Annotated in this window: 26 protein-coding genes; 22 read left to right on the forward strand and 4 right to left on the reverse strand. The window is 68.2% G+C overall.

Annotation, left to right across the window (positions count from 1 at the left end):
- Position 1 precedes the first annotated feature (1 nt).
- The 16 genes from AC1RAD_RS28830 (at position 2) to mnhG (ending at position 16,006) form a co-directional block, all read left to right on the forward strand.
- A complete protein-coding gene (locus tag AC1RAD_RS28830; protein WP_492738533.1) occupies positions 2–2,020 on the forward strand; it encodes a bifunctional 3-phosphoshikimate 1-carboxyvinyltransferase/cytidylate kinase in 2,019 nt (672 codons plus the stop codon).
- A gap of 232 nt (positions 2,021–2,252) precedes the next feature.
- Positions 2,253–3,941, forward strand: a complete 1,689-nt coding sequence (gene rpsA / locus AC1RAD_RS28835) for a 30S ribosomal protein S1 (RefSeq protein WP_062468664.1) — start codon at positions 2,253–2,255, stop codon at positions 3,939–3,941.
- Between the two features lie 80 nt (positions 3,942–4,021).
- On the forward strand, positions 4,022–4,348 hold the full coding sequence (locus AC1RAD_RS28840) for an integration host factor subunit beta (protein WP_056582668.1): 327 nt from the start codon (positions 4,022–4,024) through the stop codon (positions 4,346–4,348).
- A gap of 46 nt (positions 4,349–4,394) precedes the next feature.
- Complete coding sequence (locus AC1RAD_RS28845; RefSeq protein ID WP_095744339.1) at positions 4,395–4,730, forward strand: LapA family protein; 336 nt, start codon at positions 4,395–4,397, stop codon at positions 4,728–4,730.
- Positions 4,720–5,907 (forward strand): lipopolysaccharide assembly protein LapB, encoded by a 1,188-nt coding sequence (gene lapB, locus AC1RAD_RS28850; RefSeq protein ID WP_492738535.1) that lies wholly within the window; start codon positions 4,720–4,722, stop codon positions 5,905–5,907. The genes AC1RAD_RS28845 and lapB overlap by 11 nt, the downstream gene beginning before the upstream one ends.
- Before the next feature lie 137 nt (positions 5,908–6,044).
- Positions 6,045–6,377 (forward strand): ComEA family DNA-binding protein, encoded by a 333-nt coding sequence (locus tag AC1RAD_RS28855; protein WP_095744337.1) that lies wholly within the window; start codon positions 6,045–6,047, stop codon positions 6,375–6,377.
- A gap of 162 nt (positions 6,378–6,539) precedes the next feature.
- Positions 6,540–7,508, forward strand: coding sequence for a TRAP transporter substrate-binding protein (locus AC1RAD_RS28860; protein WP_062468673.1), 969 nt, complete (start codon positions 6,540–6,542; stop codon positions 7,506–7,508).
- Between the two features lie 3 nt (positions 7,509–7,511).
- Positions 7,512–8,045, forward strand: coding sequence for a TRAP transporter small permease (locus AC1RAD_RS28865; RefSeq protein WP_492738537.1), 534 nt, complete (start codon positions 7,512–7,514; stop codon positions 8,043–8,045).
- Positions 8,046–8,073: 28 nt separating this feature from the next.
- Positions 8,074–9,387: a TRAP transporter large permease gene (locus AC1RAD_RS28870; RefSeq protein ID WP_175497132.1), complete on the forward strand. Its 1,314-nt coding sequence runs from the start codon at positions 8,074–8,076 to the stop codon at positions 9,385–9,387.
- Between the two features lie 25 nt (positions 9,388–9,412).
- The gene (crcB, locus tag AC1RAD_RS28875) at positions 9,413–9,799 is read left to right on the forward strand and encodes a fluoride efflux transporter CrcB (protein ID WP_062468679.1); all 387 of its coding nucleotides are present in this window, start codon (positions 9,413–9,415) and stop codon (positions 9,797–9,799) included.
- A gap of 77 nt (positions 9,800–9,876) precedes the next feature.
- Positions 9,877–12,843, forward strand: a complete 2,967-nt coding sequence (locus tag AC1RAD_RS28880; protein ID WP_492738539.1) for a monovalent cation/H+ antiporter subunit A — start codon at positions 9,877–9,879, stop codon at positions 12,841–12,843.
- Positions 12,843–13,193: a Na+/H+ antiporter subunit C gene (locus tag AC1RAD_RS28885; protein WP_056582686.1), complete on the forward strand. Its 351-nt coding sequence runs from the start codon at positions 12,843–12,845 to the stop codon at positions 13,191–13,193. Before AC1RAD_RS28880 ends, AC1RAD_RS28885 begins: the two co-directional genes overlap by 1 nt.
- A complete protein-coding gene (locus AC1RAD_RS28890) occupies positions 13,190–14,896 on the forward strand; it encodes a monovalent cation/H+ antiporter subunit D (RefSeq protein ID WP_159274629.1) in 1,707 nt (568 codons plus the stop codon). The genes AC1RAD_RS28885 and AC1RAD_RS28890 overlap by 4 nt, the downstream gene beginning before the upstream one ends.
- Entirely contained in the window at positions 14,893–15,384 is a 492-nt protein-coding gene (locus tag AC1RAD_RS28895; protein ID WP_062468688.1) for a Na+/H+ antiporter subunit E, read from the forward strand. The genes AC1RAD_RS28890 and AC1RAD_RS28895 overlap by 4 nt, the downstream gene beginning before the upstream one ends.
- Entirely contained in the window at positions 15,381–15,659 is a 279-nt protein-coding gene (locus tag AC1RAD_RS28900) for a K+/H+ antiporter subunit F (protein WP_062468691.1), read from the forward strand. The genes AC1RAD_RS28895 and AC1RAD_RS28900 overlap by 4 nt, the downstream gene beginning before the upstream one ends.
- Positions 15,656–16,006: a monovalent cation/H(+) antiporter subunit G gene (mnhG, locus tag AC1RAD_RS28905; protein ID WP_062468694.1), complete on the forward strand. Its 351-nt coding sequence runs from the start codon at positions 15,656–15,658 to the stop codon at positions 16,004–16,006. The genes AC1RAD_RS28900 and mnhG overlap by 4 nt, the downstream gene beginning before the upstream one ends.
- Positions 16,007–16,021: 15 nt before the next feature.
- Here mnhG and AC1RAD_RS28910 read toward each other — a convergent pair whose 3' ends face one another.
- Complete coding sequence (locus tag AC1RAD_RS28910; protein WP_167394993.1) at positions 16,022–17,017, reverse strand: ABC transporter substrate-binding protein; 996 nt, start codon at positions 17,015–17,017, stop codon at positions 16,022–16,024.
- A 120-nt stretch (positions 17,018–17,137) separates the two neighbouring features.
- Here AC1RAD_RS28910 and AC1RAD_RS28915 point away from each other — a divergent pair, with 120 nt between their 5' ends.
- The 6 genes from AC1RAD_RS28915 to AC1RAD_RS28940 all read left to right on the forward strand — a co-directional run bounded on the left by AC1RAD_RS28915 (position 17,138) and on the right by AC1RAD_RS28940 (position 22,466).
- Positions 17,138–17,818 (forward strand): TetR family transcriptional regulator, encoded by a 681-nt coding sequence (locus tag AC1RAD_RS28915; RefSeq protein ID WP_492738540.1) that lies wholly within the window; start codon positions 17,138–17,140, stop codon positions 17,816–17,818.
- 80 nt (positions 17,819–17,898) lie between these two features.
- The gene (locus tag AC1RAD_RS28920; RefSeq protein WP_447742336.1) at positions 17,899–18,711 is read left to right on the forward strand and encodes an ABC transporter permease; all 813 of its coding nucleotides are present in this window, start codon (positions 17,899–17,901) and stop codon (positions 18,709–18,711) included.
- Complete coding sequence (locus AC1RAD_RS28925; protein ID WP_492738542.1) at positions 18,708–19,757, forward strand: NAD-dependent epimerase/dehydratase family protein; 1,050 nt, start codon at positions 18,708–18,710, stop codon at positions 19,755–19,757. Before AC1RAD_RS28920 ends, AC1RAD_RS28925 begins: the two co-directional genes overlap by 4 nt.
- A 4-nt stretch (positions 19,758–19,761) precedes the next feature.
- Positions 19,762–20,598, forward strand: a complete 837-nt coding sequence (locus AC1RAD_RS28930) for a GNAT family N-acetyltransferase (protein WP_492738543.1) — start codon at positions 19,762–19,764, stop codon at positions 20,596–20,598.
- A gap of 12 nt (positions 20,599–20,610) precedes the next feature.
- Positions 20,611–21,678, forward strand: a complete 1,068-nt coding sequence (locus tag AC1RAD_RS28935) for a dihydrodipicolinate synthase family protein (protein ID WP_492738544.1) — start codon at positions 20,611–20,613, stop codon at positions 21,676–21,678.
- Positions 21,675–22,466 carry an ABC transporter ATP-binding protein gene (locus tag AC1RAD_RS28940; protein WP_492738546.1) on the forward strand — a complete coding sequence of 264 codons (792 nt, stop codon included), beginning with the start codon at positions 21,675–21,677 and terminating at the stop codon, positions 22,464–22,466. Before AC1RAD_RS28935 ends, AC1RAD_RS28940 begins: the two co-directional genes overlap by 4 nt.
- 25 nt (positions 22,467–22,491) lie before the next feature.
- Here AC1RAD_RS28940 and AC1RAD_RS28945 read toward each other — a convergent pair whose 3' ends face one another.
- Genes AC1RAD_RS28945 through AC1RAD_RS28955 form a run of 3 tightly spaced genes read right to left on the reverse strand, consistent with a single transcriptional unit; the run spans position 22,492 to position 25,433 of the window.
- Positions 22,492–23,514 carry an XdhC family protein gene (locus AC1RAD_RS28945; protein WP_062468715.1) on the reverse strand — a complete coding sequence of 341 codons (1,023 nt, stop codon included), beginning with the start codon at positions 23,512–23,514 and terminating at the stop codon, positions 22,492–22,494.
- 16 nt (positions 23,515–23,530) lie between these two features.
- Positions 23,531–24,184, reverse strand: a complete 654-nt coding sequence (locus AC1RAD_RS28950; RefSeq protein WP_492738547.1) for an SRPBCC family protein — start codon at positions 24,182–24,184, stop codon at positions 23,531–23,533.
- A 34-nt stretch (positions 24,185–24,218) separates the two neighbouring features.
- The gene (locus tag AC1RAD_RS28955) at positions 24,219–25,433 is read right to left on the reverse strand and encodes a vWA domain-containing protein (RefSeq protein WP_492738548.1); all 1,215 of its coding nucleotides are present in this window, start codon (positions 25,431–25,433) and stop codon (positions 24,219–24,221) included.

Here is a 25,433-nt window from a genome sequence, read left to right on the forward strand (position 1 = left end):
CATGTTCTCGACCGCCTTCCTCGACCTCCCGCCCCTCGCGGGCGCCGCCGGCACGGTCCGGCTGCCGGGCTCCAAGAGCATCTCCAACCGCGTGCTGCTGCTGGCGGCGCTCGCCAGCGGCACCACCACGATCCACGACCTGCTCGATTCCGACGACACGCGCGTGATGCTCGACGCCCTGCGCGCGCTGGGCTGCGGCATCGAGCCGGCCGGCGCCTCGCTGCGCATCACGGGCCTGGGCGGCCAGCTGCCGCCGTCGCTGGGCGCGACGCTGCTGCCGCTGTTTCTGGGCAACGCCGGCACCGCCATGCGTCCGCTGACGGCGGCGCTGTCGCTGCTCGGCGGCGAGTTCGAGCTCAGCGGCGTGCCGCGCATGCACGAGCGCCCGATCGGCGACCTGGTCGACGCCCTCACGCAACTCGGCTGCCGTATCGACTACCTCGGCAACCCCGGCTACCCGCCGCTGCGCATCCACCCCGTGTCGCATGACGAACTGGCGCTCGGTGCACCGATCCGCGTGCGCGGCGACGTGTCGAGCCAGTTCCTCACCGCCCTGCTGCTGGCGCTGCCGCTGGCGGCGGCCGACGACATCGTGATCGAGGTCGTCGGCGAGCTGATCTCCAAGCCCTACATCGAGATCACGCTGAACCTGCTGGCGCGCTTCGGCATCACGGTGCAGCGCGACGGCTGGGAGCGCTTCACCATCCCCGCCGGCAGCCGCTACAGCTCGCCGGGCGAGATCCACGTCGAGGCGGACGCCTCGTCTGCTAGCTATTTCATAGCGCTCGGCGCCATTGCGACGGGCGTTTCGGGGCAGAACGGCATCCGTATCGAAGGTGTCGGCGCGGCCTCGATCCAGGGCGACATCCGCTTCATCGACGCCGCCCAACAGATGGGCGCACAGGTCGGCAGCGGTCCGAACTGGCTCGAAATCCGCCGCGGCGCCTGGCCCCTGAAGGCCATCGATCTCGACGCGAACCACATCCCCGACGCCGCCATGACGCTGGCCGTCATGGCGTTGTACGCCGACGGCCCCACCACGCTGCGCAACATCGCGAGCTGGCGCGTGAAGGAAACTGACCGCATCGACGCCATGGCGAACGAGCTGCAAAAGCTCGGCGCCACGGTCGAGGCCGGCCCCGATTTCATCCGTGTCCACCCCCTGCCCGCCGCCGGCTGGCGGCCCGCCAGCATTCGCACCTACGACGACCACCGGGTCGCCATGTGCTTCTCGCTCGCGGCCTTCAACCCGGCCGGCGTGCCGGTGCGCATCCTCGAGCCGCACTGCGTCGCCAAGACCTTCCCCGACTACTTCGAGACCCTGTTCTCGGTGGCCGAGGCCGTCGAAGTGCCCGTGATCTGCATCGACGGCCCGACCGCCTCGGGCAAGGGCACGCTGGCCGCCGAGGTCGGGCGCCTGCTGGGCTACCACTACCTCGATTCGGGGTCGCTCTACCGCGTGACCGGGCTCGCCGCGCGCCGCGCCGGCCTGGAGGCCAACGCCGCGAACGAAGCGCAGATCGCCGCCCTCGCCGCCGCCCTGCCCCTGCAGTTCACCGAGGGCAAGGTGCTGCTGGCCGGCGAAGACGTGAGCGACGACATCCGCACCGAAGCCGCCGGCATGGACGCCTCGCGCGTCTCCGCGCTGCCGGCCGTGCGCGAGGCGCTGCAAGACCTGCAGCACCGCTTTCGCCGCCTGCCCGGCCTGGTGGCCGACGGGCGCGACATGGGCACCGTGATCTTCCCCGACGCGGCGCTCAAGGTGTTCCTCACGGCGGGTGCCGCCCAGCGCGCCGAACGGCGGCATAAGCAGTTGATTTCAAAGGGTATTTCGACTACACTCGACAGTCTTCGCTCCGACTTGGAAGCACGTGACGCCCGGGACTCTTCCCGCAGCGTCGCCCCTCTGAAGCCGGCGCAGGACGCTCGCCACCTCGACAACTCCCAGCTGTCCATCGAACGCTCGATCGACACGGTGTTGAACTGGTGGCAAGAAATTCAACCGTTCAAGTCCGCTTGAGCGGATTGAAGTGCAGCCTTTCAGGTCCGCTTGAAAGGCTTGCGTCTCCCGGGTGTTCCGGGTGGCGCCTACCGCTCCAGCAGGCTCCTTCCGCGCGACAGCGCACCGGCCTGCTGGTTGTTCAACCAACCGGGCTCACGCCCACAACCTAACCGCCGTCTACAGACCCACAGCAGCCGCACGCAATTTCGCAAGAGCGCCTGCCAACCCTGCCTGACGGAAGGAACCATAAATGTCTGAATCTTTTGCCGACCTATTCGAAGAGTCCCTGAAGCGTTCCGAAATGCGCAGCGGCGAGGTCATCACGGCCGAAGTCGTGCGCGTCGAACACAACCACGTCGTCGTCAACGCCGGTCTGAAGTCCGAAGCGTATGTGCCGATCGAAGAGTTCAAGAACGACAAGGGCGAACTCGAAGTCCAGGCCGGCGATTTCGTTTCCGTTGCCATCGGCAGCGTTGAAAACGGCTACGGCGACACCATCCTCTCGCGCGACACCGCCAAGCGTCTGGCTTCGTGGCTCGCCCTCGAGAAGGCCCTGGAATCGGGCGACTTCGTCACCGGCACCACCAGCGGCAAGGTCAAGGGCGGTCTGACCGTTCTGGTCAACGGCATCCGCGCGTTCCTGCCGGGTTCGCTGATCGACACGCGTCCGATCAAGGACCTGACCCCGTACGAAAACAAGACCCTCGAATTCAAGGTCATCAAGCTCGATCGCAAACGCAACAACGTCGTGCTGTCGCGCCGTGCCGTGGTCGAAGCCAGCATGGGCGAAGAACGCGCCAAGCTGATGGAAACCCTGAAGGAAGGCGCAGTCGTGCGCGGCGTGGTCAAGAACATCACCGAATACGGTGCGTTCGTGGACCTCGGCGGCATCGACGGCCTGCTGCACATCACCGACATGGCATGGCGCCGTGTTCGCCACCCGAGCGAAGTCGTTCAGGCCGGCCAGGAAATCACCGCCAAGATCCTCAAGTTCGACACCGAAAAGAACCGTGTCTCGCTGGGTCTCAAGCAAATGGGTGACGACCCGTGGATGGGCGTTTCGCGCCGCTACCCGCAATCGACCCGCCTGTTCGGCAAGGTCACGAACATTGCCGACTACGGCGCGTTCGTCGAACTCGAACCCGGCATCGAAGGCCTGGTGCACGTCTCCGAAATGGACTGGACCAACAAGAACATCGCTCCGAACAAGATCGTCTCGCTGGGCGACGAAGTCGAAGTCATGGTCCTGGAAATCGACGAAGACAAGCGCCGCATCAGCCTGGGCATGAAGCAGTGCAAGGCCAACCCGTGGCAAGAGTTCGCTCAGAACACGAAGCGTGGCGACCGCGTCAAGGGCCCGATCAAGTCGATCACCGACTTCGGCGTGTTCGTGGGTCTGGCTGCCGGCATCGACGGCCTGGTTCACCTCTCGGACCTCTCGTGGAACGAAACCGGCGAAACCGCCGTTCGCAACTACAAGAAGGGCCAGGAAGTCGAAGCGATCGTGTTGGCTGTCGACGTCGACCGCGAACGCATCTCGCTGGGCATCAAGCAGCTCGACAGCGATCCGTTCACCACGTTCACCACCGTGAACGACAAGGGCCAGATCGTGACCGGCAAGGTCAAGACCGTGGACGCCCGCGGCGCTGAAATCGACCTCGGCGAAGACATCATCGGCTACCTGCGTGCTTCGGAAATCTCGCGCGACCGCGTCGAAGATGCCCGCAACGTGCTCAAGGAAGGCGACGAAGTCACGGCCATCGTGGTGAATGTGGATCGCAAGACCCGCAACATCCAGCTGTCGATCAAGCAGAAGGACATGGTCGACGAACAAGGCGCCATGGCCAGCCTGAGCCAGCAGTCGGCACGCGAAAACGCGGGCACGACCAGCCTGGGCGCCCTGCTGCGCGCCAAGCTCGACAACAGCGACAACAAGTAAGCTGAGTCCGAAGACAGAGGCAGGCCCCCGGGGCCGCTCTGTCTTTTTTTTCGTCCACGTTTTTCGTTTATGTTTGGCCTATGACCCGCTCAGACCTCGTCGAAGAACTCGCAGCCCGTTTCGCGCAGCTCACGCACCGCGATGCCGAATACGCCGTCAAGACCATCCTGGACGCCATGAGCGACGCGCTGGTGCGCGGCCATCGCATCGAGATCCGTGGCTTCGGCAGCTTCTCGGTCAACCGCCGACCGCCGCGCATCGGCCGCAACCCGCGTTCGGGCGAGAGCGTGCAAATTCCCGAGAAGCGCGTGCCGCACTTCAAGCCGGGCAAGGCGCTGCGCGAAGCCGTCGACGCGAAGACCGCCGAGCTCGATGCAGGCAAGGAAGCCGCCGGCCGCAAGGCCTGATGCAAATGAATGCAAACGTAGAATGCTCCCGGCAACGGGAACAGCTATGAAGTACCTCCTGTGGCTGCTCAAGGCAGCCATTTTTTTTACGCTCTTCGCCTTCGCGCTGAACAACCAGCACGACGCGACCGTCTACTTCTTCTTCGGAACCCACTGGCGCGCGCCACTGGTGCTCGTCGTGCTCGCGGCCTTTGCCGGCGGGCTCGTGGTCGGCGCGCTGGGCATGCTGCCCGGCTGGTGGAAACACCGCGCCGCCGCGGCCCAGGTGCCTGCGGTTTCCGAAGCCCCTTCGCCCGCACCGCTGGCCACTGCGACCGCCTCCGCGGCAACGCCGTCCATCTCCGCCACCGACCTTCCCGCCGTACGTCAACATGGACTTTGATCCCAGCTGGCTGCTGATCGGCCTGCCCGTCGCCTTCGTGCTGGGCTGGCTCGCATCGCGCTTCGACATCCGCCAGCTCAAGCTCGAGAACCGGCAGGCGCCCAAGGCCTACTTTCGCGGCCTGAACTTCCTTCTCAACGAGCAGCAGGACCAGGCCATCGACGCCTTCATCGAGGCCGTGCAGAACGACCCCGACACGCAGGAGCTGCACTTCGCGCTCGGCAACCTGTTCCGCCGCCGCGGCGAGTACCAGCGCGCGGTGCGCGTGCACGAGCACCTGCTGGGGCGCGGCGACCTGAGCCGTGCCGACCGCGAGCGCGCACAGCACGCGCTGGCGCAGGACTTCCTGCGCGCCGGCCTGCTCGACCGCGCCGAAGCGGCGCTGCAGAAGCTCGAAGGCACGCGCTACGAGAACGAGGCCCGGCTCGCGCTGCTGGCCATCTACGAACGCTCGCGCGAATGGGCGCAGGCCGCCGACGTGGCGCAGAAGCTCGACGAGTCCGACCAGGCCAGCTACAGCACGCGCCGCGCCCACCACCTGTGCGAGCAGGCCAACGAACGCGTCGCGACCGGCGACCTGCAGGGCGCCAGCGACCTGCTCACGCAGGCCCGCGCGCTGGCGCCGCAGGCCCCGCGGCCGGCCATCGACACCGCCACCTTGCAGCTGCGCAACGGCGAAGCCGCCGCGGCCTTCGACACGCTCGAAGGGCTCAGCGACACGGCGCCGCTGGCGCTGCCGCTGTATGCCGCGTCGCTGCAGAAGGCCGCCGTGGCCGCGCAGCGCGAAGGCGAGGCGCTGGCGCTGCTGCAGCGGCGCTATGCCGAGTCGCCGTCGATCGACGTGCTCGAGGCGCTGATCGCGCTCGGTGGCACGCCGGCCCGCACGGCATCGGACACGCCCGCCGAAGAAGCGCCCGCCCCCACGCCGCGCGACAGCTACATCGCCCACCTCGCGCACCAGCCCTCGCTCGTCGCGGCTTCGCGCTGGCTCGCCGGCGAGCGCTTCGAGCACGAACAGTTCCATCCGCAGGTGCAACGCGCGCTCGACCAGGCCACCCGGCCGCTCATGCGCTACCGCTGTGCGGCCTGCGGCTTCGAGGCACACCAGTACTTCTGGCACTGCCCCGGCTGCCAGGCCTGGGACAGCTACCCGCCGCGTCGCGTGGAAGAACTCTGACCACAGTTCGGAACAATCGTCACACGGGGCCCTGGGCCCCGTTTTCACGTCAACTGGTGCGTTCGCCCTCTCGTTGAGCCGAAGCCGATATTCCTGTCGGCATAGCCATACCAACGATTGAAGAGGGAGTTTTCACCATGTTCAAGAAAGTCATCGCCACGCTCGCCATGTGCTTCGCGGCCGTCTCGTTCGCCGCCGTCGACGCCAACAAGGGCAGCGCCGCCGACCTCGACGGCCTCAAGGGCGTCGGCCCCTCGCTGTCCAAGCGCATCCTCGACGCGCGCAAGGAAGGCGAGTTCAAGGACTGGCCCGACCTCATGCAGCGCGTGAAGGGCGTGAAGGAAAAGAGCGCGGCCAAGCTGTCGGCCGAGGGCCTGACGGTCAACGGCCAGAGCTTCAACGGCGCGGCGGCACCGGCCAAGGCAGGCAAGGCCGCCAAGGTGGCCGAGGCGAAACCCGCCAAGCAGTGACCTCGCCCTGAAACGAAGAAACCGCCCCCGAGGCGGTTTTTTCATGCCCGCGCCTGGTGCCGCATCGACACCACATGGCAGGGAAATGCCTCAGCGAATGGCCCGGAATTTGCACGTATGCTTTTCTTTCATTCAGCTTTGACTACATTCCGGAGCGCGTCCATGAATCACAAGTTCGGCATTGCCCTGGCGGGCCTCACCCTTGGCGCCGCCGCCTTCGCGCAAACCAAGTGGGACCTGCCCACCGCCTACCCCGCGACCAACTACCACACCGAGAACATCACGCAGTTCGCGAAGGACGTGGACGCGGCCACCGGCGGCAAGCTGAAGATCACGGTGCACGCCAACGCGTCGCTGTTCAAGGCGCCCGAGATCAAGCGCGCCGTGCAAAGCGGCCAGGCCCAGGCCGGCGAGATCCTGCTGGCCAACTACGCCAACGAGAACCCGATCTACGCACTGGACGGCGTGCCCTTCCTGGCCACCACCTATCCCGAGGCCCGCAAGCTCTACGACGCCTCCAAGCCCGCGATGGACAAGCTGCTGGCCGCGCAAGGCATCAAGGTGCTGTTCGTGGTGCCCTGGGCGCCGCAGGGCATCTACACCAAGAAGGAGATCGGCTCGGTGGCCGACCTGCGTGGCATCAAGTGGCGCGCCTACAGCCCGGCCACGGCCAAGATCGCTGAACTCATCGGCGCGCAGCCCGTGCAGATCCAGCAGGCCGAACTCAGCGCCGCGATGGCCACCGGCGTGATCGAGAGCTACATGAGCTCGGGCTCCACCGGCTACGACACCAAGACCTTCGAGCACATCAAGAACTTCTACGACACGCAGGCCTGGATTCCGAAGAACGCGATCCTCGTGAACGCCAAGGCCTTCGATGCACTCGACGCCGCCGGCAAGGCCGCCGTCACCAAGGCCGCAGCCGATGCCGAAGCACGCGGCTGGAAGGTCGCGCAGGAGAAGAACGACGAGTACAAGCGCCTGCTGGCCGAGCGCGGCATGAAGATCCACAAGCCCTCGCCCAAACTGGACACCGACATGCGCCAGGTCGGCGGCATCATGCAGGCCGACTGGCTCAAGGCGGCCGGTGCAGACGGCGCGGCGATCGTCGACGCCTACAAGAAGAAGTAAGCCGTGAGGCGCTTCCTCGACGGCCTGTACAACGGTGCAGGCGCGCTCGGTGCGTTCTGCGTCTTTCTGATCTTCGTGCTGATGATCGTGGCCGGTGTGGGCCGGCAGATGAACTGGCACGTGAGCGGGCTCAACGACGCGGTGGCCTGGCTGTGCGCGGCGGCGGCTTTCTTCGCGATGGCGCATGCGTTCCGGCACGGCGACTTCGTGCGCGTGACGCTGCTGCTCGATGCCGTGCCGCCCAAGGTGCGCCGCGTGCTCGACGTGGCCTGCCTGCTGATCGCCGCCGTGTCGGTCGCCTACCTGACCTACTGGGCCACCAGCTTCACGTACGAGAGCTACGAGTTCAAGGAGATGGCCACGGGCCTGCTCGTGATCCCGATCTGGATTCCGCAATCGAGCTTCGTGATCGGCTGCTGGCTGCTGCTCATCGCCATGATCGACGAACTCGTCGGCGTGGTGCGCGGCGAGAAGCCCAGCTACCAGCGCGCCGTCGAGGAGCGCCACGCGGCGGGCGACTTCTCTTCCGACGTCTGACCGACAACGACAACAACAAAAGACACCGATGCTCGAAACCCTCCTGATGGGCGCGCTGCTGCTCGGCATCATGCTGTTGCTGCTCGCCGGCGGCGTCTGGATCGCCATGACCCTGGCCATCGTCGGCTGGGTCGGCCAGGCCTTCTTCACCAACACGCTGCCGGGCAAGAACCTGTTCTCGGCCTTCTGGGAAAGCAACGCGAGCTGGGAGCTGGCGGCGCTGCCCCTGTTCATCTGGATGGGCGAGATCCTGTTCCGCACCAAGCTCAGCGAGGAGATGTTCGAAGGCCTGCGCCCGTGGCTGAACCGCGTGCCCGGCCGGCTCATGCACACCACCATCCTCGGCTGCGGCGTGTTCGGCTCGGTCTCGGGCTCGTCGGCCGCCACCTGCGCCACCATCGCCAAGGTGGCGCTGCCCGAGCTCAAGCGCCGCGGCTACAACGAGAAGCTGGCCATCGGCTCGCTGGCCACCGCCGGCACGCTGGGCATCCTGATCCCGCCGTCGATCACCATGGTGGTCTACGCCGTGGCGGCCGATGCTTCCATCATCCGCATCTTCCTGGCCGGCTTCCTGCCGGGCTTTTTGCTGATGCTGCTGTTCTCGGGCTACATCGGCTGGTGGAGCCTGCGCCACCCCGACCAGGTGCCGCCGGCCGATCCACCGACCACCTTCATGGAGAAGATCCGGCTCTCGGGCAACCTCATTCCCTGCGCGCTGCTGATCGTGTTCATCGTCTGGGTGCTGGTGGCCGGCTGGGCCACGGCCACCGAGTGCGCGGCCTTCGGCGTGCTGGGCTCGCTGGCCATCGCGGCCTACGGCAAGAGCCTGACCTGGCAGAACTTCAAGGACGGGATCATGGGCGCCACGCGCACCAGTTGCATGATCATGTTCATCCTGGCCGGGGCTGCGTTCCTGACCAAGACCATGGCCTTCACCGGCATCCCGCGCGAGCTGGCCGAGTGGGTCGACAGCATGCACCTGTCGCCCTATGCGCTGATCGGCGCGCTGGTGGTGGTGTACCTGGTGCTGGGCACGGCGCTGGACGGCATCTCGATGATCGTGCTGACCAGCGCGGTGGTGCTGCCGATGATCCAGAAGGCAGGCTTCGACCTGGTCTGGTTCGGCATCTTCGTGGTGCTGCTGGTCGAGATCGCCGAGGTCACGCCGCCGGTGGGCTTCAACCTGTTCGTGCTGCAGAACATGACGGGCAAGGACAGCAACGTGATCGCCCGGGCGGCGATTCCGTTCTTCTTCTGCCTCGTGCTGTGCATCGCGCTGATCACGCTGTTCCCGGGTATCGTCACGATCCTGCCCGACCTGGTGATGGGCAAGGAGAAATGACAGTGCGACGACGACAAGGGAACGGATGCCTCCTCTATTGCCGGTTCTAGCGATCTGCGTAGGCGCCTCGTGCGGCGCCCTCGCCCGCTGGGGCCTGGGCCTGTGGCTCAACACCGGCGGCCCCGTGCCCTACGGCACGCTGGCCGCCAACCTCGTCGGCGGCTACCTCGTCGGCGTGGCCGTGGCCGTGTTCCAGGCGCTGCCGCAGCTCGACCCGGTGTGGCGGCTGCTGCTCATCACCGGCTTCCTCGGCGGGCTCACGACCTTCTCGAGCTTCTCGGCCGAAGTGGTCGCGCTGCTGCTCGGCGGACGACCGCTGCTGGCGCTGGGCACCGGCCTGCTGCACCTGTGCGGCTCGCTGGTGCTGACCTGGCTGGGCATCCGCAGCGTGCAGCTCGTGCTGGCTTCGTGACCGCGACAAAACTGCCCGCTCTCCTGCGGTTATAGACAGGGGCTTCCCAGAGGGTCGGTCGATAGAATCGACCCCCGATGCCCCTCGCCCTTCTCGTCGCACTCCCCTTTCTTGCCAGCGTGCTGGCCGCGTTGATGCCGTCCAACGCGCGCAACCGGGAGTCGACCCTCGCAGGGCTCGTCGCATTGGGCTGCGCGATCCAGGTCGCCTGGCTCTTCCCGCAGATCGCACACGGCAACGTGCTGCGCCAGGAAATCGAGTGGCTGCCCGCCCTCGGCCTGAACCTCGTGTTCCGCCTCGACGGCTTCGCGTGGCTGTTCTGCATGCTGGTGCTGGGCATCGGCGCGCTGGTGGTGCTCTATGCGCGCTACTACATGTCGGCTTCCGACCCGGTGCCGCGCTTCTTCTCGTTCTTCCTCGCGTTCATGGGCGCGATGATGGGCGTGGTGCTCTCGGGCAACCTGATCCAGATGGTGCTGTTCTGGGAACTCACCAGCCTGTTCTCGTTCCTGCTCATCGGCTACTGGCACCACCGGCGCGACGCGCGGCGCGGTGCGCGCATGGCGCTCACTGTCACCGGCGCGGGCGGGCTGTGCCTCTTGGCCGGCGTGCTCGTGCTGGGCCGCATCGTCGGCAGCTACGAGCTCGACATCGTGCTGGCCTCGGGCGACATCATCCGCGCGCACGCGCTGTACCCGGTGGCGCTGGTGCTGATCCTGCTCGGCGCGTTCACCAAGAGTGCGCAGTTCCCGTTCCACTTCTGGCTGCCGCGCGCGATGGCCGCGCCCACGCCGGTGTCGGCCTACCTGCACTCGGCCACCATGGTGAAGCTGGGCGTGTTCCTGATGGCGCGGCTGTGGCCCGTGCTCTCGGGCACCGAGCAATGGTTCTGGATGGTGGGCGGCGCGGGCGCGATCACGCTGCTGCTGGGCGGCTTCGCGGCCATGTTCCAGCGCGATCTGAAGGCGCTGCTGGCCTACTCGACCATCTCGCACCTGGGCCTCATCACGCTGCTGCTGGGCCTGAACAGCCCGCTGGCGGCGGTGGCGGCCGTCTTCCACGTCATGAACCACGCGACCTTCAAGGCCTCGCTGTTCATGGCGGCCGGCATCATCGACCACGAGACCGGCACGCGCGACATCCGCAAGCTCAGCGGCCTGATGCGCCTCATGCCCATCACGGGCACGCTGGCCATCATCGCCAGCGCCTCGATGGCCGGCGTGCCGCTGCTCAACGGCTTCCTCTCGAAGGAAATGTTCTTCGCCGAGACCGTCTTCATCCAGGCCACGCCCTGGATCGACTTCAGCCTGCCGGTCATCGCCACCCTCGCGGGCATCTTCAGCGTGGCGTACTCGGCGCGCTTCGTGTTCGACGTGTTCTTCGGCCCGCCCTGCGGCCCCGACGTGCCCAAGCCCCCGCACGAGCCGCCGCACTGGATGCGCGTGCCGGTCGAGCTGCTGGTGCTGGTGTGCCTGGTGGTGGGCGTGGCGCCGGCCTGGTCGGTCGGCCCGATGCTCGCGGCGGCGGCCACGCCGGTGGTCGGCGGCACGCTGCCCGTCTACAGTCTGGCCGTGTGGCACGGCTTCAACCTGCCGCTGATGATGAGCTTCGTCGCGCTCGCGGGCGGCGCCGTGCTCTACCTGCTGCTGCGCCGTCCGCTGGGCAGCGGGCGCCTGGAGCACACGCCGCTGCTGCACCGCTTCGACGGGCAGCTCATCTTCGAACACCTGATCGCGCTGCTGAGCGAAGCCGGCCGGCGCAGCCGCCGCCTCTTCGGCACGCGCCGCCTGCAATGGCAGCTGCTGTGGCTGGTGGTGGTGGCCGTGGCCGGCGCCGCGGCCTCGTTGTGGACCACGCCGGCCGATCGCGGCACGCGCGAGCTGCTGCCGTTCTCGCCGATGTTCGCGATGACCTGGCTCATCGGCTGCACCTGCGCCGTGGCCGCCGCGTGGCAGGCCAAGTTCCACCGGCTCGCGGCGCTGATGCTGGCCGCGGGCGCCGGACTGGTCTCGTGCGTCACCTACATCTGGTTCTCGGCGCCCGACCTGGCGCTCACGCAGCTGGTGGTCGAGGCCGTGACCACCGTGCTCATCCTGCTGGGCCTGCGCTGGCTGCCGATGCGCAGCAAGGACGTGGTGCAGCCCGCGCGCATGCGGCTGCGCCCCTGGGGTCGACGCGGGCGCGACCTGCTGGTGGCCACCATCGCCGGCTGCGGCATGGCGGCGCTGGCCTGGGCCATGATGACGCGCACCTTCCCGCAGAGCATCTCGCCCTTCTTCCTCGAACGCGCGCTCACCGAAGGCGGCGGCACCAACGTGGTCAACGTGATGCTGGTCGACTTCCGCGGCTTCGACACCTTCGGCGAGATCACGGTGCTGGGCATCGTGGCGCTCACCGTGTATGCGCTGCTGCGGCGCTTCCGCCCGGCCATCGAATCGATGGCGCTGCCCATTCAGCAACGGCTGCAGGTCGACGACGGCAGCAGCGACCTGCTGAACCCGCGCCGCGCCACCGACTCCGCCATCGGCTACCTGATGGTGCCGGCCGTGCTGGTGCGCCTCGTGCTGCCGGTGGCCGTGCTGGTGTCGGTGTACTTCTTCATGCGCGGCCACAACGCGCCCGGCGGCGGCTTCGTCGCGGGGCTGGTGATGTCGGTGGCGTTGGTGCTGCAGTTCATCGTCTCGGGCACCGAGTGGGTGGAAGAGCACCTGCGCATCTACCCGCGCCGCTGGATCGCCATCGGCCTGCTGTTCGCGCTGGCCACCGGCGGCGGCGCGATCGTGTTCGGCTACCCATTCCTCACCACGCACACCGCGCACGTGCACGTGCCACTGCTGGGCGACATGCACGTGCCCAGTGCCCTCTTCTTCGACATCGGCGTGTTCGCGCTGGTGCTCGGCGCCACCATGCTGATCCTGACCGCGCTGGCCCACCAGTCCATCCGAAGCCACCGCTGGGCCGACGAACAAGAAGAGAAAGAAGCGCAGGCCCGCGCGGCCGCCGAAGCCGAAGAAGCGGCTGCCGCCACCGGAGGGGCCCGCTGATGGAAATCGTGCTGGCCATCGCCATCGGCGTGCTCACCGGCTCGGGCGTGTACCTGCTGCTGCGCCCGCGGACCTTCCAGGTCATCATGGGCCTGACGCTCATCTCGTACGCGGTCAACCTGTTCATCTTCAGCATGGGCCGGCTCAAGGTCGACAGCGAGCCGGTGCTGGTCGAAGGCTTCAAGGCCACGCTGGCCAACACGGCCGACCCGATGCCGCAGGCGCTGGTGCTCACGGCCATCGTGATCGGCTTCGCGATGACGGCGCTGTTCCTCGTCGTCATGCTCGCCTCGCGCGGCCTGTCGGGCACCGACCACGTGGACGGGGAAGAGCGGGAGGCCGTGGAATGAACGACCTCCTGCACCTGCTCGACCGCTTCCTCGAGTTCAGCATGCCGCACCTGGTGGCGGTGCCCATCCTCGTGCCCATGCTCACGGCGGCGTTGATGCTGCTGATGAACGAGAACCACCGGCGCACCAAGTCCTTCCTCAGCGTGGTCTCGGGCCTGGTGGGCCTGCTGGCCGCGCTGGCGCTGCTGCGCTGGGTGAACGCGGCCGACACCGGCGGCGGCCCGGGCTCCATCGGCGTGTACCTGCCGGGCAACTGGCGCGCGCCCTTCGGCATCACGCTGGTGGCCGACCGGCTCTCGACCATGATGGTCGCGCTCACGGGCGTGGTGGCCTTCGCGGCCTCGATCTATTCGACCTCGCGCTGGGACCGCGCGGGCGTGCACTTTCATCCGCTGCTGCAGCTGCAGCTCATGGGCCTGAACGGCGCCTTCCTCACGGGCGACCTGTTCAACCTGTTCGTGTTCTTCGAGGTGATGCTGGCGGCCTCGTACGGCCTGCTGCTGCACGGCTCGGGCCGGCTGCGCGTGCGCGCCGGGCTGCACTACATCGCGATCAACCTCGCGGCCTCGTCGCTGTTCCTGATCGGCGCGGCCATCCTGTACGGCGTGACCGGCACGCTCAACATGGCCGACCTGGGCGCGCGCATCGCCGAGTTGGCGCCGGGCGACCGCGGCCTGGTGCACGCGGCTGCGGCCATCCTGGCCACCGCGTTCTTCGCCAAGGCGGGCGCGTGGCCGCTCAACTTCTGGCTGGTGCCGGCCTACAGCGCGGCCGTGTCGCCGGTGGGCGCGGTGTTTGCGCTCCTGACCAAGCTCGGCGTGTACACCGTGCTGCGCCTGTGGACCGTGCTGTTCGCGCCCGACACCGGCGCCTCGGCCGCCTTCGGGCAGGCCGCGCTGGTGGGCGTGGGGCTGGCGACGCTGTTCGTCGGCGCCATCGGCATCGTCGGCACGCAGCGGCTGTCGAACCTCGCGGGCTTCAGCGTGCTGGTGTCGGCGGGCACGCTGCTGGCCGCCGTCGGGCTGGGCGATCCCGCCGTGTGGGCGGGTGCGCTGTACTACATGCTGAGCTCGACGCTCGCGGTGGCGGCCTTCTTCCTGCTGATCGACATGATCGAGCGCTGGCGCAACGCGGGCATGAGCGTCGCGCCGCACGAGGCGGCGGGCAACGCGCCCTTCCTGGCCGAAGACCTGCGCGCGCTCGACGACGTGAACCTCGACGACGACGCCCAGGCGCTCTACGGCCGCGCCATCCCGGCGGGCGTCGCCTTCCTGGGCCTGAGCTTCATGCTGTGCACGCTGCTGCTGGCGGGCCTGCCGCCGCTGTCGGGCTTTGTGGGCAAGTTCGCGATGCTCTCGGGCCTCCTCGACGGCAGGACCGTGGCCTCGGCCGGCTGGACCTTCCTGGGCCTGCTGATCGTCTCGGGCTTTCTCTCGCTGATCGCCCTGAGCCGCACCGGCATCCGCCATTTCTGGACGCAGCCCCACGCCACCATGCCCTCGCTGCCCGCGCTGGAGGTGCTGCCGGTGGCCGCCCTGCTCGCAGCCTGCGTCGCGCTGACGGTCTGGGCCGAGCCCGTGATGCAGCACGCGCAGGCCACCGCCGGCGGCCTGCGCACGCCCACTGCGTACCGCGAGGCCGTGCTCGGTGCCAAGCAGAAGCCCAACCCGGTGCCCGCGAAGAAAGAGGAGGCCAAGCCATGAAGCGCTTGATGCCTTCCCCGCCGCTGTCGTTCGCGCTGTTCGTCATCTGGCTGCTGCTCAACCAGTCGCTCGAGGCGGCCACGCTGCTGTCGGCCGCGCTGCTCGCCATCGCCGTGCCGCTGATCACCAAGGGCCTGCGCCCCGCCACCGTGCGCATGCGCCGGCCCGGCGTGGCGCTGCGGCTGTCGTTCCTCGTCACCTTCGACATGCTGAAGTCGGCGTACGACGTGGCGCGGCTGCTGCTCACGCGCCGCACCGCCGACATCTCGGCGCGCTTCGTGCAGATTCCGCTGGACATGCGCGACCCCAACGGCCTCGCCGTGCTCGCGATGATCATGTGCCTCACGCCCGGCACGGCCTGGGGCGAGGTGTCGTTCGACCGCACCACGCTGCTGATCCACGTGTTCGACCTCGAGGACGAGGCGGCCTTCATCGCCCTGATCAAGACCCGCTACGAACGTCCGCTGATGGAGATTTTCGAATCATGACGCCTGTTCTCTTCTGGGCCCTGAAGGCCGCGCTCTTCCTGCTGGCCGTGGCGATGCTGTGCGCGCTCTTTCGCCTGCTGGCCGGCCCGTCCGCGCAGGACCGCGTGATGGCACTCGACTGCCTGTACATCAACGGCATGCTGATGATGCTGGTGCTCGGCATCAACTACGCGAGCAGCGTGTACTTCGAGGCGGCGATGCTGGTGGCGCTGTTCGGCTTCGTGGGATCGACCTCGATCGCCAAGTTCTTGCTGCGCGGGGAGGTCATCGAATGAGCGCCACTGCACTTCCTCTTTGGGCCGAGATCATCACCGCCGTGTTCGCGGTGCTCGGCGCGGCCTTCGCGGCCATCGGCTCCTTCGGCCTGGTGCGCATGCCCACCTTCTTTCGCCGTATCCATGCACCCACGCTGGGCGCCACGGTGGGCGCCTGGTGCCTGACGGTGGCCACCATCGCCTACTTCTCGGTGCAGGGCTTCAGCCTGTTCCTGCACGCGGTGCTGATCGTGCTGTTCATCGTGCTGACGGCGCCGATCACCACCATCTTTCTGATGCGTGCCGCCCTCTTCCGCGAACGGCAGAAGGGCAACACGAAGGTGCCGCCCTCCTCCGAGTCGCGCTGAAGCGGCTTCTTCCCATCAGTTGGGCGCCATGCGCACGCCCTTGTCGAGGAACTCGTTGGTGAAGAGCGTCGCCGGGTCGTACGCCTTGTCGATGCCGATCAGCGAAGACACCAGCTCGTAGTCGGCCTTCACGCGCGCACCGTCGAAGGCGCCGAGCGCCACCTTGGTGGTGGTGTCGTCGCGCATCAGTTGCTTGATGCGGTTCCACTGGTCGCGCTGGTTGTCGGGCGTGAGGCCGCTCACGCTGGCCTGCAGCGCCTGCAGGCAGGGCTCGAAGCTCTTCACGCAGGCGTCGTAGGCACGCTGCGTCACGGCCACGAACTTCTTCACCTGGCCGGGGTTCTTCGCAAGGTACGGGCCGTTCACGATCAGCGAGTTGCCGTACACGTTCACGCCCGCGTCGCGCCACGGCTGGAAGCCCAGGTCGGCGCCGAACTCGCGCGCCTTCAGGTCGTGCTCGTTGTAGAAGTCGCTGATGATGTCGACCGACTTGCTCTTCAGCGCCGCCACCTTGGCCTGCGGGCTCACGTTGACGAAGGTCACGCTGGCCGGGTCGAGCCCCACCTTCTTGGCGAAGGCCGGCCACATGAGGCGCGCGGCGTCGCCGGGCGGGTTGCCGATCTTGCGGCCCGCGAAATCTTTCGGCCCGTTGATGCCCGACGACTTGAGCCAGTAGAAGCCCTGCGGGCTGTTGGCGTAGATGACCATCACGGCCTTCACGTCGGCGCCCTTGCCCTTGGCCTGGATCGTGGTGGGCAGGTCGGAAATGCCCAGGTCGCTGCCGCCCGTGCCCACGCGCTGCGCCGACACGGCCGAGCCCTTGCCGGCCTCGATGTTCAGGTCGATGCCCGCTTCGGTGTACCAGCCCTTGGCCTTCGCGAAATAGATCGGCGCATGATCGGCCGTGGGTGTCCAGTTGAGCATCAGGCTCATGGCATCGGCCGCGAACGCGGCAGGGGCCGAGGCCATCAGCAAGGCGGTGGCGCCGGCGGCCGACAACAGCTTTTTCATGCGGAACACTCCAAAAGAAGGTAAAAACAGGTCCTGAAATTTATATTACCAACTGTTTGGTTGACAGGCAATCCAGATCATCCAGACTGCGTTGCCCCTGCCGGGAGAATCAAAAACACCATGACCGCCACCAGCCCTACCCGCACCGCCCGCAGCACCGTTTCCACGAAACGCGAGCGCGACCCCGTCGCCGCCAAGCAGGCACTCATCTCTGCCGCGGTGGCCGAGTTCGCCACCAAGGGCTTCGCAGGCGCGCGCGTCGACGAGATCGCCGCCAACGCCGGCGTCAACAAGCAGCTCGTGTACCACTACTTCGACAGCAAGCAGGGGCTGTACCTGGTGGCGCTCGAGTCGGTCTATGCCGAGATCCGCGAGAAGGAACAGAAGCTCACGCTCGACGCGCTTGAACCGCTGGAGGCCATGAAACAGCTGGTGGCCTTCTCGTTCGACTACCTGGCCGAGCACCCCGAGTTCATCGCGCTGCTGGCCGACGAGAACCGCAACCACGGCGCGCACCTGCGCGAGTCGGAGCGGCTGCAGAAGATGCACTCGCCCTTCATCGAGATGCTCGAAGCCACGCTCAAGCGCGGCGTGGCGGCCGGCGTGTTCCGGCCCGACTTCGACGCGATCAACCTCTACATCTCGATCGCCGGCATCTCGTACTTCTTCTTCTCCAACAACCACACGCTGTCGGCCATCTTCGGCAAGCCGCTCGATGCGCGCGGCGCGCTGCTGCAGCGGCGCCGGCACGTGATCGAGTTCGCGCTCAACGCCTTGCGCCCCGACAAGGCCGGCGCATAAAAATTATCAACTAGTTGGTTGACTCGGGTCGTGGCGACTCCTATGATTCGCCGCATTGCTTCCTAGACCCAGGAATTGAGATGACGGCACCTGATGGCGCTCTGGCGCCCCCCGCTCCTGCGCCCTTGTCGGGCGAGCGCCCCGAATGGCAGCGCTGGGCCCTCGTGGTCGCGGTGCATCTGGCGGGCATCGCGCTGTGGGAGCTGGCGGTGCGGGTCTTCGCGATCCAGCCCTTCATCCTGCCGGCGCCCTCGAAGGTGCTGGCCACGCTGGCCAACCCGAACTACAGCTGGCTCAAGAACACCGGCGTCACCGCGCTCGAAGTGTTCGGCGGGTACGCGCTGGGGCTGGTGCTCGGCATTCTTTGCGCGCTGCTCTTCATCACCAGCAAGCGGCTGATGCTGCTGGTGTTCCCGCTGCTGGTCACGCTCAACATGATCCCCAAGGTGGCGATGGGGCCGCTGGTGATCGTGTGGTTCAGCTACGGCATCGGGCCGAACATCCTCATCACCTTCAGCTTGTGCTTCTTCCCGATCCTGCTGACCACCATCCGCGGCCTGAACGAGACCGAGCCCGAGCTGCTCGACCTCGTGCGCGCGCTCAAGGGCTCGCGCTGGCAGCTGTTTCGCTACATCCAGCTGCCGGGCTCGCTGCCGTACGTGTTCTCGGGCATGAAGGTCGCCACCATCCTCGCCGTGGCGGGCGCGGTGGTGGGCGAGTTCATCGCCTCGGAACGCGGCCTGGGCTATCTGATGATCCAGGTCCAGGCCTCGCTGGACACGCCCGCGGTCTTCATGGCCGTGCTGCTCATCACGGGCCTGGGCGTGCTGCTCTATCTGCTGGTGCTCCTGCTGGAGCGCCTCTTCATCACCCAGGACGCAAGAATCCAATGACCTCCACGCCTGTCCTCGACGACCTGCCCTTTCCCGAGCGCTTCGAGAGCGAAGCCGCGCTTGAAGACTACCTGGCCACGCCCTCGCGCGACCTCGTGCGCGACATGGCCCGCCTCGATGGCGACCTGATGATCCTCGGCGTGGGCGGCAAGATGGGCCCCACGCTAGCCCGCCTCGCGAAGAACGCGATGCCCGGGCGCCGCGTGATCGCCGTCGCCCGCTTCAGCGAAGCCGGCGTGCGCGAAGCGCTCGAAGCACACGGCATCGAGACCATCGCCTGCGACCTGCTCGACCGCGCCGCCATCGCCGCGCTGCCGCCGTGCGCCAACGTGGTCTTCATGGCCGGGCGCAAGTTCGGCGCCGACGCAGACAACCCGCTGACCTGGGCCATGAACGCGCACGTGCCGGCGCTGGTGGCCGAGCACTTCCACGCCTCGCGCATCGTCGCCTTCTCGACCGCCTGCGTGTACCCCTTCGTGCCCGTGACCAGCCAGGGTGCGAGCGAGAGCGACGCGCCCAATCCGCCCGGCGAGTACGCCAACTCGTGCGTGGGCCGCGAGCGCATGTTCGAGTACTTCTCGCAGCGCCACGGCACGCCGGGGCGCCTGTTCCGCCTGAGCTACGCCATCGACCTGCGCTACGGCGTGCTGGCCGACGTGGCGCTCAAGGTGTGGCGCGGCGAGCCGGTCGACGTGACCATGGGCCACGTCAACGTGATCTGGCAGGGCGACGCGAACGCGCAGGCGCTGCGCTGCCTGGTGGCGGCCACCGTGCCGACCTCGCCGCTCAACGTGAGTGGCCCCGAGACCACGTCGATCCGCTGGCTCGCCGAAGAGTTCGCGCGCCAGTTCGGCAAGCCCGTGACGATCAGCGGGCAAGAGGCCCCGACCGCGTGGCTGATGAACACCGGCGAAGCCGAGCGCCTCTTCGGTTACCCGCGCGTACCGCTGGCGCAGCAGATCCGTTGGGTGGCTGACTGGATCTCGCGCGAGCAACGCCAATACGGCAAGCCGACCAAATTCGAATCGCGCGACGGCAAGTACTGAGCCCATGACCATGCCCGCCGTCGAAGCCCTGTCGTCGATCACGCCCGGCATCGCCCCTATGCTCGACGCGCTGGTCGCCGCGAGCGGCTGGAACCAGACCGCGCACGACTGGCGGCTGTTCGAGCGGCTCGGCACGGTGCATGGCGTGCGCGACGGCGAGGGCCAGCTCGTCGCGAGCGGCGCGGTGCTGCCGATGGGAGGCGTGGCCTGGATCAGCATGATCCTCGTGATGCCTGCCGCGCGGGGGCAAGGCCTGGGTCGCGCGGTGTTCGCGCGCTGCCTTGAGCAAGTGAAAGCCGCTGGCCTCGTCGCGATGCTCGACGCCACGCCGCAGGGCGAGCCGCTCTATGCGAGCTTCGGCTTCACGCCGCTGTGGCGGCTCACGCGCTGGCAGCGCGAAGCCACGCCCGCCACTGCATCGCTCGCCACGGACAAGCCGGCGCTCGACAACCTGGCCGCACTCGACGCACAGGCGCTGGGCTTCGCACGCCCCACAGTGCTCGCCGACCTGCTCGGGCGCGAGGACAGCCGCTGCGTGCGCAACGGCCTGGGCTTCGGTCTCGTGCGCGCGGGCCGTACTGCACACCACATCGGGCCGCTGCTGTCGTCGGACGAAGCCGTCGCCGCCGCGCTGCTGACGCAGGCCGCACGCGGCATCGACGGCCGCATCTATGTCGACGTGCCCGACGACCGCAAGGCCATGACCGCCGCATTGCGCGCCGCCGGCTTCACACCCCAACGCAGCTTCGCGCGCATGGCACTGGCCACGCGCGAGGGCGCGCAGCCGCCCACCGGACACCCCGCCTTCATCCACGCCATCGCCGGCCCCGAGTTCGCCTGAGGACCTTCGCCCATGCCACTGAACCGCTCCGACCTTCCCGCCGACGTGCTTGCGCTGCTGTCGCAAGGCACCGTCATCCCGGCGCACCCGCTCGCGCTCGACGCCGATCGCCAGTTCGACCGCCAGCGCCAGCGCGCGCTCACGCGCTACTACGTCGATGCCGGCGTGGGCGGCCTCGCGGTGGGCGTGCACACCACGCAGTTCGCGATCCGCGAGCGTGGCCTGTACGCCACCGTGCTCGAAGCTGCGATGCAGGACCGCCTGGCCTGGAACGACCGCCCGATGGCGATGATCGCGGGCCTGTGCGGCCCGACCGCTCAGGCGCAGGCCGAGGCGCGCACCGCCGTTTCTCTGGGCTATCACGCGGGGCTGCTGAGCCTGGCGGCGCTGGCCGGCTCGTCGGAAGACGCGCTCATCGCCCACTGCGAGGCGGTGGCGCAAGAAATCCCGCTGATCGGTTTCTACCTGCAGACCGTGGTCGGCGGCCCAATCCTGTCGAGCGACTTCTGGCGCCGCTTCGCGCTCATTCCCAACGCGCTGGCGATCAAGGTCGCGCCCTTCAACCGCTACCGCAGCATCGACGTGGTGCGCGGGCTGGTCGATGCGCGCGCCGAAGAGCGCGTGTTCCTCTACACCGGCAACGACGACCACATCGTGCTCGACCTCGCGCTGCCCTTTGCCGCGATGCGCGACGGCGCGCCCGTGCAGGTGCGCTTTCGCGGCGGCCTGCTGGGCCACTGGTCAGTGTGGACGTCGAGCGCGGTGCACCAACTGCAGCAGATCAAGGCCGAGCTGGCCACCAGCGGCGGTGCGCTGAGCCCTGCCCTGCTCGCGCTCGATTCGCGCGTGACCGACTGCAACGCCGCCTTCTTCGACGTGGCGAACAACTTCCACGGCTGCATCGCGGGCTGCCACGAGGTGCTGCGGCGCCAGGGCCTGCTCGAAGGCATCTGGTGCCTCGACCCCGAAGAAGGCTTGGGCAAGGGCCAGTCGGCGGAAATCGACCGCGTCTACCGCCAGCACGGCGACCTGGCCGACGACGCCTTCGTGCGCGACAACCTGGCGCGGTGGCTCGCATGAGCGCCGTGCTGCAACCGCAGGAGTCGGCGCCGCTGATTCGCATGCGGCAGCTGCGCAAGGTCTACCGCAAGCGCAACGAAGAATTCCTCGCCGTCTCCGACGTCACGATGGACGTGCATGCGGGCGACATGATCTCGCTGGTCGGCCCCTCGGGCTGCGGCAAGTCGACGCTGCTGAAAATTCTCTCGGGCCTGCACGGCCACGACGGCGGCACGCTCGAGATCGGCGGCCCCGGTGGCACGGGTTTCAACCCGGGCCGCGACGTCGGCATGGTGTTCCAGCAGCCGCTGCTGCTGAAGTGGCGCACCATTCTCGAGAACGTGCTGCTGCCCGCCGACATCCTCGGGCTGGACCGCAAGGCCGCCAAGGCACGCGCGCACGAACTGCTCGACATGGTCGGTCTCACCGGCTTCGCCGACAAGCTGCCTTACGAACTCTCGGGCGGCATGCAGCAGCGCGCGGCCATCGCACGCGCGCTCATCCACGACCCGAAGCTGGTGCTCATGGACGAGCCCTTCGGCGCACTCGATGCGCTCACGCGCGAGAAGATGAACCTGGAGATGCTGCGCATCTGGGAGCGCAGCCGCAAGACCTTCATCGTGGTCACGCACAGCATCCAGGAGGCGGTGTTCCTGGGCTCGCATTGCGCCGTGCTCACGGCCGGGCCGGCGCGCATGGCCGACTTCTTTCGCATCGAGCTGCCCGAGCCGCGCAAGCTGCACGTGAAGACCAGCCCCGAGTTCGGCGAGTACGTGCGCCGCATCTACGACCTGCTGGGCGTGGACTGAACCCCGCGCAGCAGGTCGGTTCAGCTCAGCTGGGTTGCAGCTGCTGGATTTCCTTGGCGCGCGCCACTTCCACTTCGCGCGGCAAGGTCACCGCGTTCTTCACGGCCAGGATTTCCGCCATCACGCTCACCGCGATCTCGGGCGGCGTCTTGCTGCCGATGAAGATGCCGATGGGCCCGCGCAGGCGCGCAAGCGACTCGGCCGTCTGGTCGAAGTGCTCGATCATGCGGTCGCGCCGCGCATCGGCATTGCGGCGCGAGCCGATGGCGCCCACGTAGAAGGCCTCGCTCTGCAGCGCTTCGAGCAGCGCGAGGTCGTCCAGCTTGGGGTCGTGCGTGAGTGCGACCACGCAGCTGCGGCGGTCGGGCTTGAAGGCCAGCACGGCGTCGTCGGGCATCTCGGTGGTGATCGTCACGCCGGACAGCGTCCACGCGGTGCGGTACTCGGCGCGCGGGTCGCACAGGGTCACGGCGAAGCCGCTGAACTTGGCCATCGTCGCCAGGTACTCGGCGAGCTGGCCGGCGCCGATCAGCAGCATGCGGTACTCGGGGCCGAAGGTGTTGGTGAGCTCGGTGTCGTTCACCGTGAGCTCGTCGGGCGCGGTCGCCTCGGCCAGCCGCACCGCGCCGGTGGCCAGCGTCACCGTGCGGCGCATGAGCTTGCCGCGTTCGAGTTCGGCGACCAGCGTGTCGAGCGCGTCGGCGTCGGGCGCGTATTCGAGCAGCAGCTCGAGCGTGCCGCCGCAGGGCAGCCCGAAGCGGTGCGCCTCGTCGGCCGTGATGCCGTACTTGACGAGCGCGGGCGGCGCGCCCAGCGGCACGTCTTCGCCCTTGCCGTGGGCATGGCTGTAGCGCGCGATCAGGTCGTCCTCGATGCAGCCGCCCGAGACCGAGCCGACCACGGCGCCGTCCTCGGCCAGCGCCATGATCGAGCCCACGGGCCGCGGCGACGAGCCCCAGGTGCGCACCACGGTGGTCAGCAGCGCGCGCTTGCCGGCACGCCGCCAGTCGCGCAGCGTGCGCAGCACCATGACGTCGAGGTTTTCCATGGCAGGACCTTGTGCGTCAGGCGGCGTCGCCCGGGGTGGCGGCGTCTTCGCCGTCCTTCTTGCCGAAGCCCATCTTCTTCATGAGGCCCGACATCACGCCGGCCTTCTCGGCGGGCGCCTCGGCCGCCGCTTCCGCGGGCGGTGCGGGCGGCGGGCCGTAGCGGCTTTGCATCTCGGCCTCGAAGCGCTTGAAGAAATCGTCGGCGGTGGACTTGGCAGCGCCGTCGATCAGGCGCTGGCCGAGCTGGGCGATCTTGCCGCCGACCTGGGCCTGCACGGTGTAGTCGAGTTCGCAGCCGACGGGTGCCACCGCCACGGGGGCTGCTTCGGCAGCAGGTGCGCCCTCTGCGGTGGGTGCGCTATCGGCCACGGCCACCGGCTTGAGCGACACGCTCGACGAGCCCTTCGCAAACCCCGCCACGCCGCCCTGCCCCTCGAAAGTGAGCTTGTAGCCGTCGGGCGCGACGATGTCCGACAGCATCACCTTGCCGCTGAACTTGGCGGACACCGGGCCGATCTTCACGGCCAGCGCCACGCTGTAGGTGTTGTCGCCCGTGAGCTCGAACTTGTCGCAGCCGGGGATGCACTTCTTGAGCGTCTCGGGATCGTTGAGCGCGTCCCAGGCCTGTTGTTGGGTGACGCCGAGGCGGCGGTTTCCGAGCATTTCCATGGTGGGTTTCCTTTGTTCCTTCCTGAGTCCGGTCCTAGCGACTGGCGCGCATCAGCGCGGCCAGGCTGGCGGCCAGCTGTTCGAGTGCATTCAGATTGTGGACCGCCAGCATCGCGTCCGCATGGCGGTGCAGCACGGCGGCCCCACGCGCCAGAGGGGCGTAGCCCTCGAAGCGCAGCAGCGGGTTGAGCCACAGCAACCGGCGCGAATGGCGCTTCAGCCACTGCAGCTCGGCCTCGAGCAAGGCGGGCTCGCCCGTGTCGAGGCCGTCGCTGATCACCAGCACCAGCGTGCGGCGGCCGATGAGCCGGCGCGCGTGCGACTGGCGCAGCTCGGCCAGCGAGCCGCCCAGCCGCGTGCCGCCCGCGAAGTCGTCGATGGCCAGGCTGGCGGCCCCCAACATGGCGTCGGTGTCGGCCAGCCGGAAGGCGGGCGTGAGGTCGGTCAGCCGCGTGCCGAAGGCGAACACGTCGCGCCGGCCGGCCCGCCGCGTGGCGGCATGCAGAAAGGCCAGCAGCAGGCGCGCGTAGCGCTCCATCGAGCCCGACACATCGACCAGCACCAGCAGCGGCAAGGGCTGCTCGCGCCGCGCCAGCCGGGGCAGGCGCAGGATCTCGCCGCCGGTGCGTGCCGCCTCGTGCAGCACGCCGGGCCAGTGCATACGCGCGTGCGCACGGCCGGCGTCGCCCGCCGGGCGCAGGCGGCGCGCAGGCAGTTCGGGCACCGGCAAGCGGATGTCGCGCGCCAGCCGCTCGACCAGCCGGTACTCGGCCGCGCCGAGCGCGTTGAAGTCGGCATGCTGCAGCCGCTGGCGGTCGCTGGCCGTCATGGCGGCGTCGAACTTGATCTCTTCGTCGGGCTTGGTCGGCGCCACAGGCTTCAGGGCGTCGCGCGGCGGGCTCAGCGCCTCGCGCACACGCGGGCGGCGCTTGGAGGGCTCGGCCTTGCCCTCGGCGCTGGGCAGCATCTGGGCGAGCAGCTTGTTGGCCAGCTCGGGATCGCGGAACCACGCGTCGAAGAGTTCACGGAACACCAGCCGGTCCTGCTCGCGGCTGACCATCACGGCTTCCATGGCGGCGCCCAGGTCGAGCTTGTCTTCGACACCGACCAGGGTGACCGCCTCGGTCGCGAGTGCGATGCGCATGGCGTCGGTGCGCACGCCGGCGCGGCGCAATGCGCGGCCGAAGGCGGCGATGTTGCCCGCCAGCTTGCCGCTGCGGACGTCGCCGAGTTGCTGGATGCCGGCCAT

It is taken from the genome of Variovorax sp. GW823-FHT04B03, from assembly GCF_058796495.1.

Excerpts from the sequence above, each read along its gene's own strand:
- AC1RAD_RS28830 (WP_492738533.1), top strand. The coding sequence starts at position 2 with ATGTTCTCGACCGCCTTCCTCGACCTCCCGCCCCTCGCGGGCGCCGCC.
- rpsA (WP_062468664.1), top strand. The coding sequence starts at position 2,253 with ATGTCTGAATCTTTTGCCGACCTATTCGAAGAGTCCCTGAAGCGTTCC.
- AC1RAD_RS28840 (WP_056582668.1), top strand. The coding sequence starts at position 4,022 with ATGACCCGCTCAGACCTCGTCGAAGAACTCGCAGCCCGTTTCGCGCAG.
- AC1RAD_RS28845 (WP_095744339.1), top strand. The coding sequence starts at position 4,395 with ATGAAGTACCTCCTGTGGCTGCTCAAGGCAGCCATTTTTTTTACGCTC.
- lapB (WP_492738535.1), top strand. The coding sequence starts at position 4,720 with ATGGACTTTGATCCCAGCTGGCTGCTGATCGGCCTGCCCGTCGCCTTC.
- AC1RAD_RS28855 (WP_095744337.1), top strand. The coding sequence starts at position 6,045 with ATGTTCAAGAAAGTCATCGCCACGCTCGCCATGTGCTTCGCGGCCGTC.
- AC1RAD_RS28860 (WP_062468673.1), top strand. The coding sequence starts at position 6,540 with ATGAATCACAAGTTCGGCATTGCCCTGGCGGGCCTCACCCTTGGCGCC.
- AC1RAD_RS28870 (WP_175497132.1), top strand. The coding sequence starts at position 8,074 with ATGCTCGAAACCCTCCTGATGGGCGCGCTGCTGCTCGGCATCATGCTG.
- crcB (WP_062468679.1), top strand. The coding sequence starts at position 9,413 with ATGCCTCCTCTATTGCCGGTTCTAGCGATCTGCGTAGGCGCCTCGTGC.
- AC1RAD_RS28880 (WP_492738539.1), top strand. The coding sequence starts at position 9,877 with ATGCCCCTCGCCCTTCTCGTCGCACTCCCCTTTCTTGCCAGCGTGCTG.
- AC1RAD_RS28885 (WP_056582686.1), top strand. The coding sequence starts at position 12,843 with ATGGAAATCGTGCTGGCCATCGCCATCGGCGTGCTCACCGGCTCGGGC.
- AC1RAD_RS28890 (WP_159274629.1), top strand. The coding sequence starts at position 13,190 with ATGAACGACCTCCTGCACCTGCTCGACCGCTTCCTCGAGTTCAGCATG.
- AC1RAD_RS28895 (WP_062468688.1), top strand. The coding sequence starts at position 14,893 with ATGAAGCGCTTGATGCCTTCCCCGCCGCTGTCGTTCGCGCTGTTCGTC.
- AC1RAD_RS28900 (WP_062468691.1), top strand. The coding sequence starts at position 15,381 with ATGACGCCTGTTCTCTTCTGGGCCCTGAAGGCCGCGCTCTTCCTGCTG.
- mnhG (WP_062468694.1), top strand. The coding sequence starts at position 15,656 with ATGAGCGCCACTGCACTTCCTCTTTGGGCCGAGATCATCACCGCCGTG.
- AC1RAD_RS28910 (WP_167394993.1), bottom strand. The coding sequence starts at position 17,017 with ATGAAAAAGCTGTTGTCGGCCGCCGGCGCCACCGCCTTGCTGATGGCC.
- AC1RAD_RS28915 (WP_492738540.1), top strand. The coding sequence starts at position 17,138 with ATGACCGCCACCAGCCCTACCCGCACCGCCCGCAGCACCGTTTCCACG.
- AC1RAD_RS28920 (WP_447742336.1), top strand. The coding sequence starts at position 17,899 with ATGACGGCACCTGATGGCGCTCTGGCGCCCCCCGCTCCTGCGCCCTTG.
- AC1RAD_RS28925 (WP_492738542.1), top strand. The coding sequence starts at position 18,708 with ATGACCTCCACGCCTGTCCTCGACGACCTGCCCTTTCCCGAGCGCTTC.
- AC1RAD_RS28930 (WP_492738543.1), top strand. The coding sequence starts at position 19,762 with ATGACCATGCCCGCCGTCGAAGCCCTGTCGTCGATCACGCCCGGCATC.
- AC1RAD_RS28935 (WP_492738544.1), top strand. The coding sequence starts at position 20,611 with ATGCCACTGAACCGCTCCGACCTTCCCGCCGACGTGCTTGCGCTGCTG.
- AC1RAD_RS28940 (WP_492738546.1), top strand. The coding sequence starts at position 21,675 with ATGAGCGCCGTGCTGCAACCGCAGGAGTCGGCGCCGCTGATTCGCATG.
- AC1RAD_RS28945 (WP_062468715.1), bottom strand. The coding sequence starts at position 23,514 with ATGGAAAACCTCGACGTCATGGTGCTGCGCACGCTGCGCGACTGGCGG.
- AC1RAD_RS28950 (WP_492738547.1), bottom strand. The coding sequence starts at position 24,184 with ATGGAAATGCTCGGAAACCGCCGCCTCGGCGTCACCCAACAACAGGCC.
- AC1RAD_RS28955 (WP_492738548.1), bottom strand. The coding sequence starts at position 25,433 with ATGGCCGGCATCCAGCAACTCGGCGACGTCCGCAGCGGCAAGCTGGCG.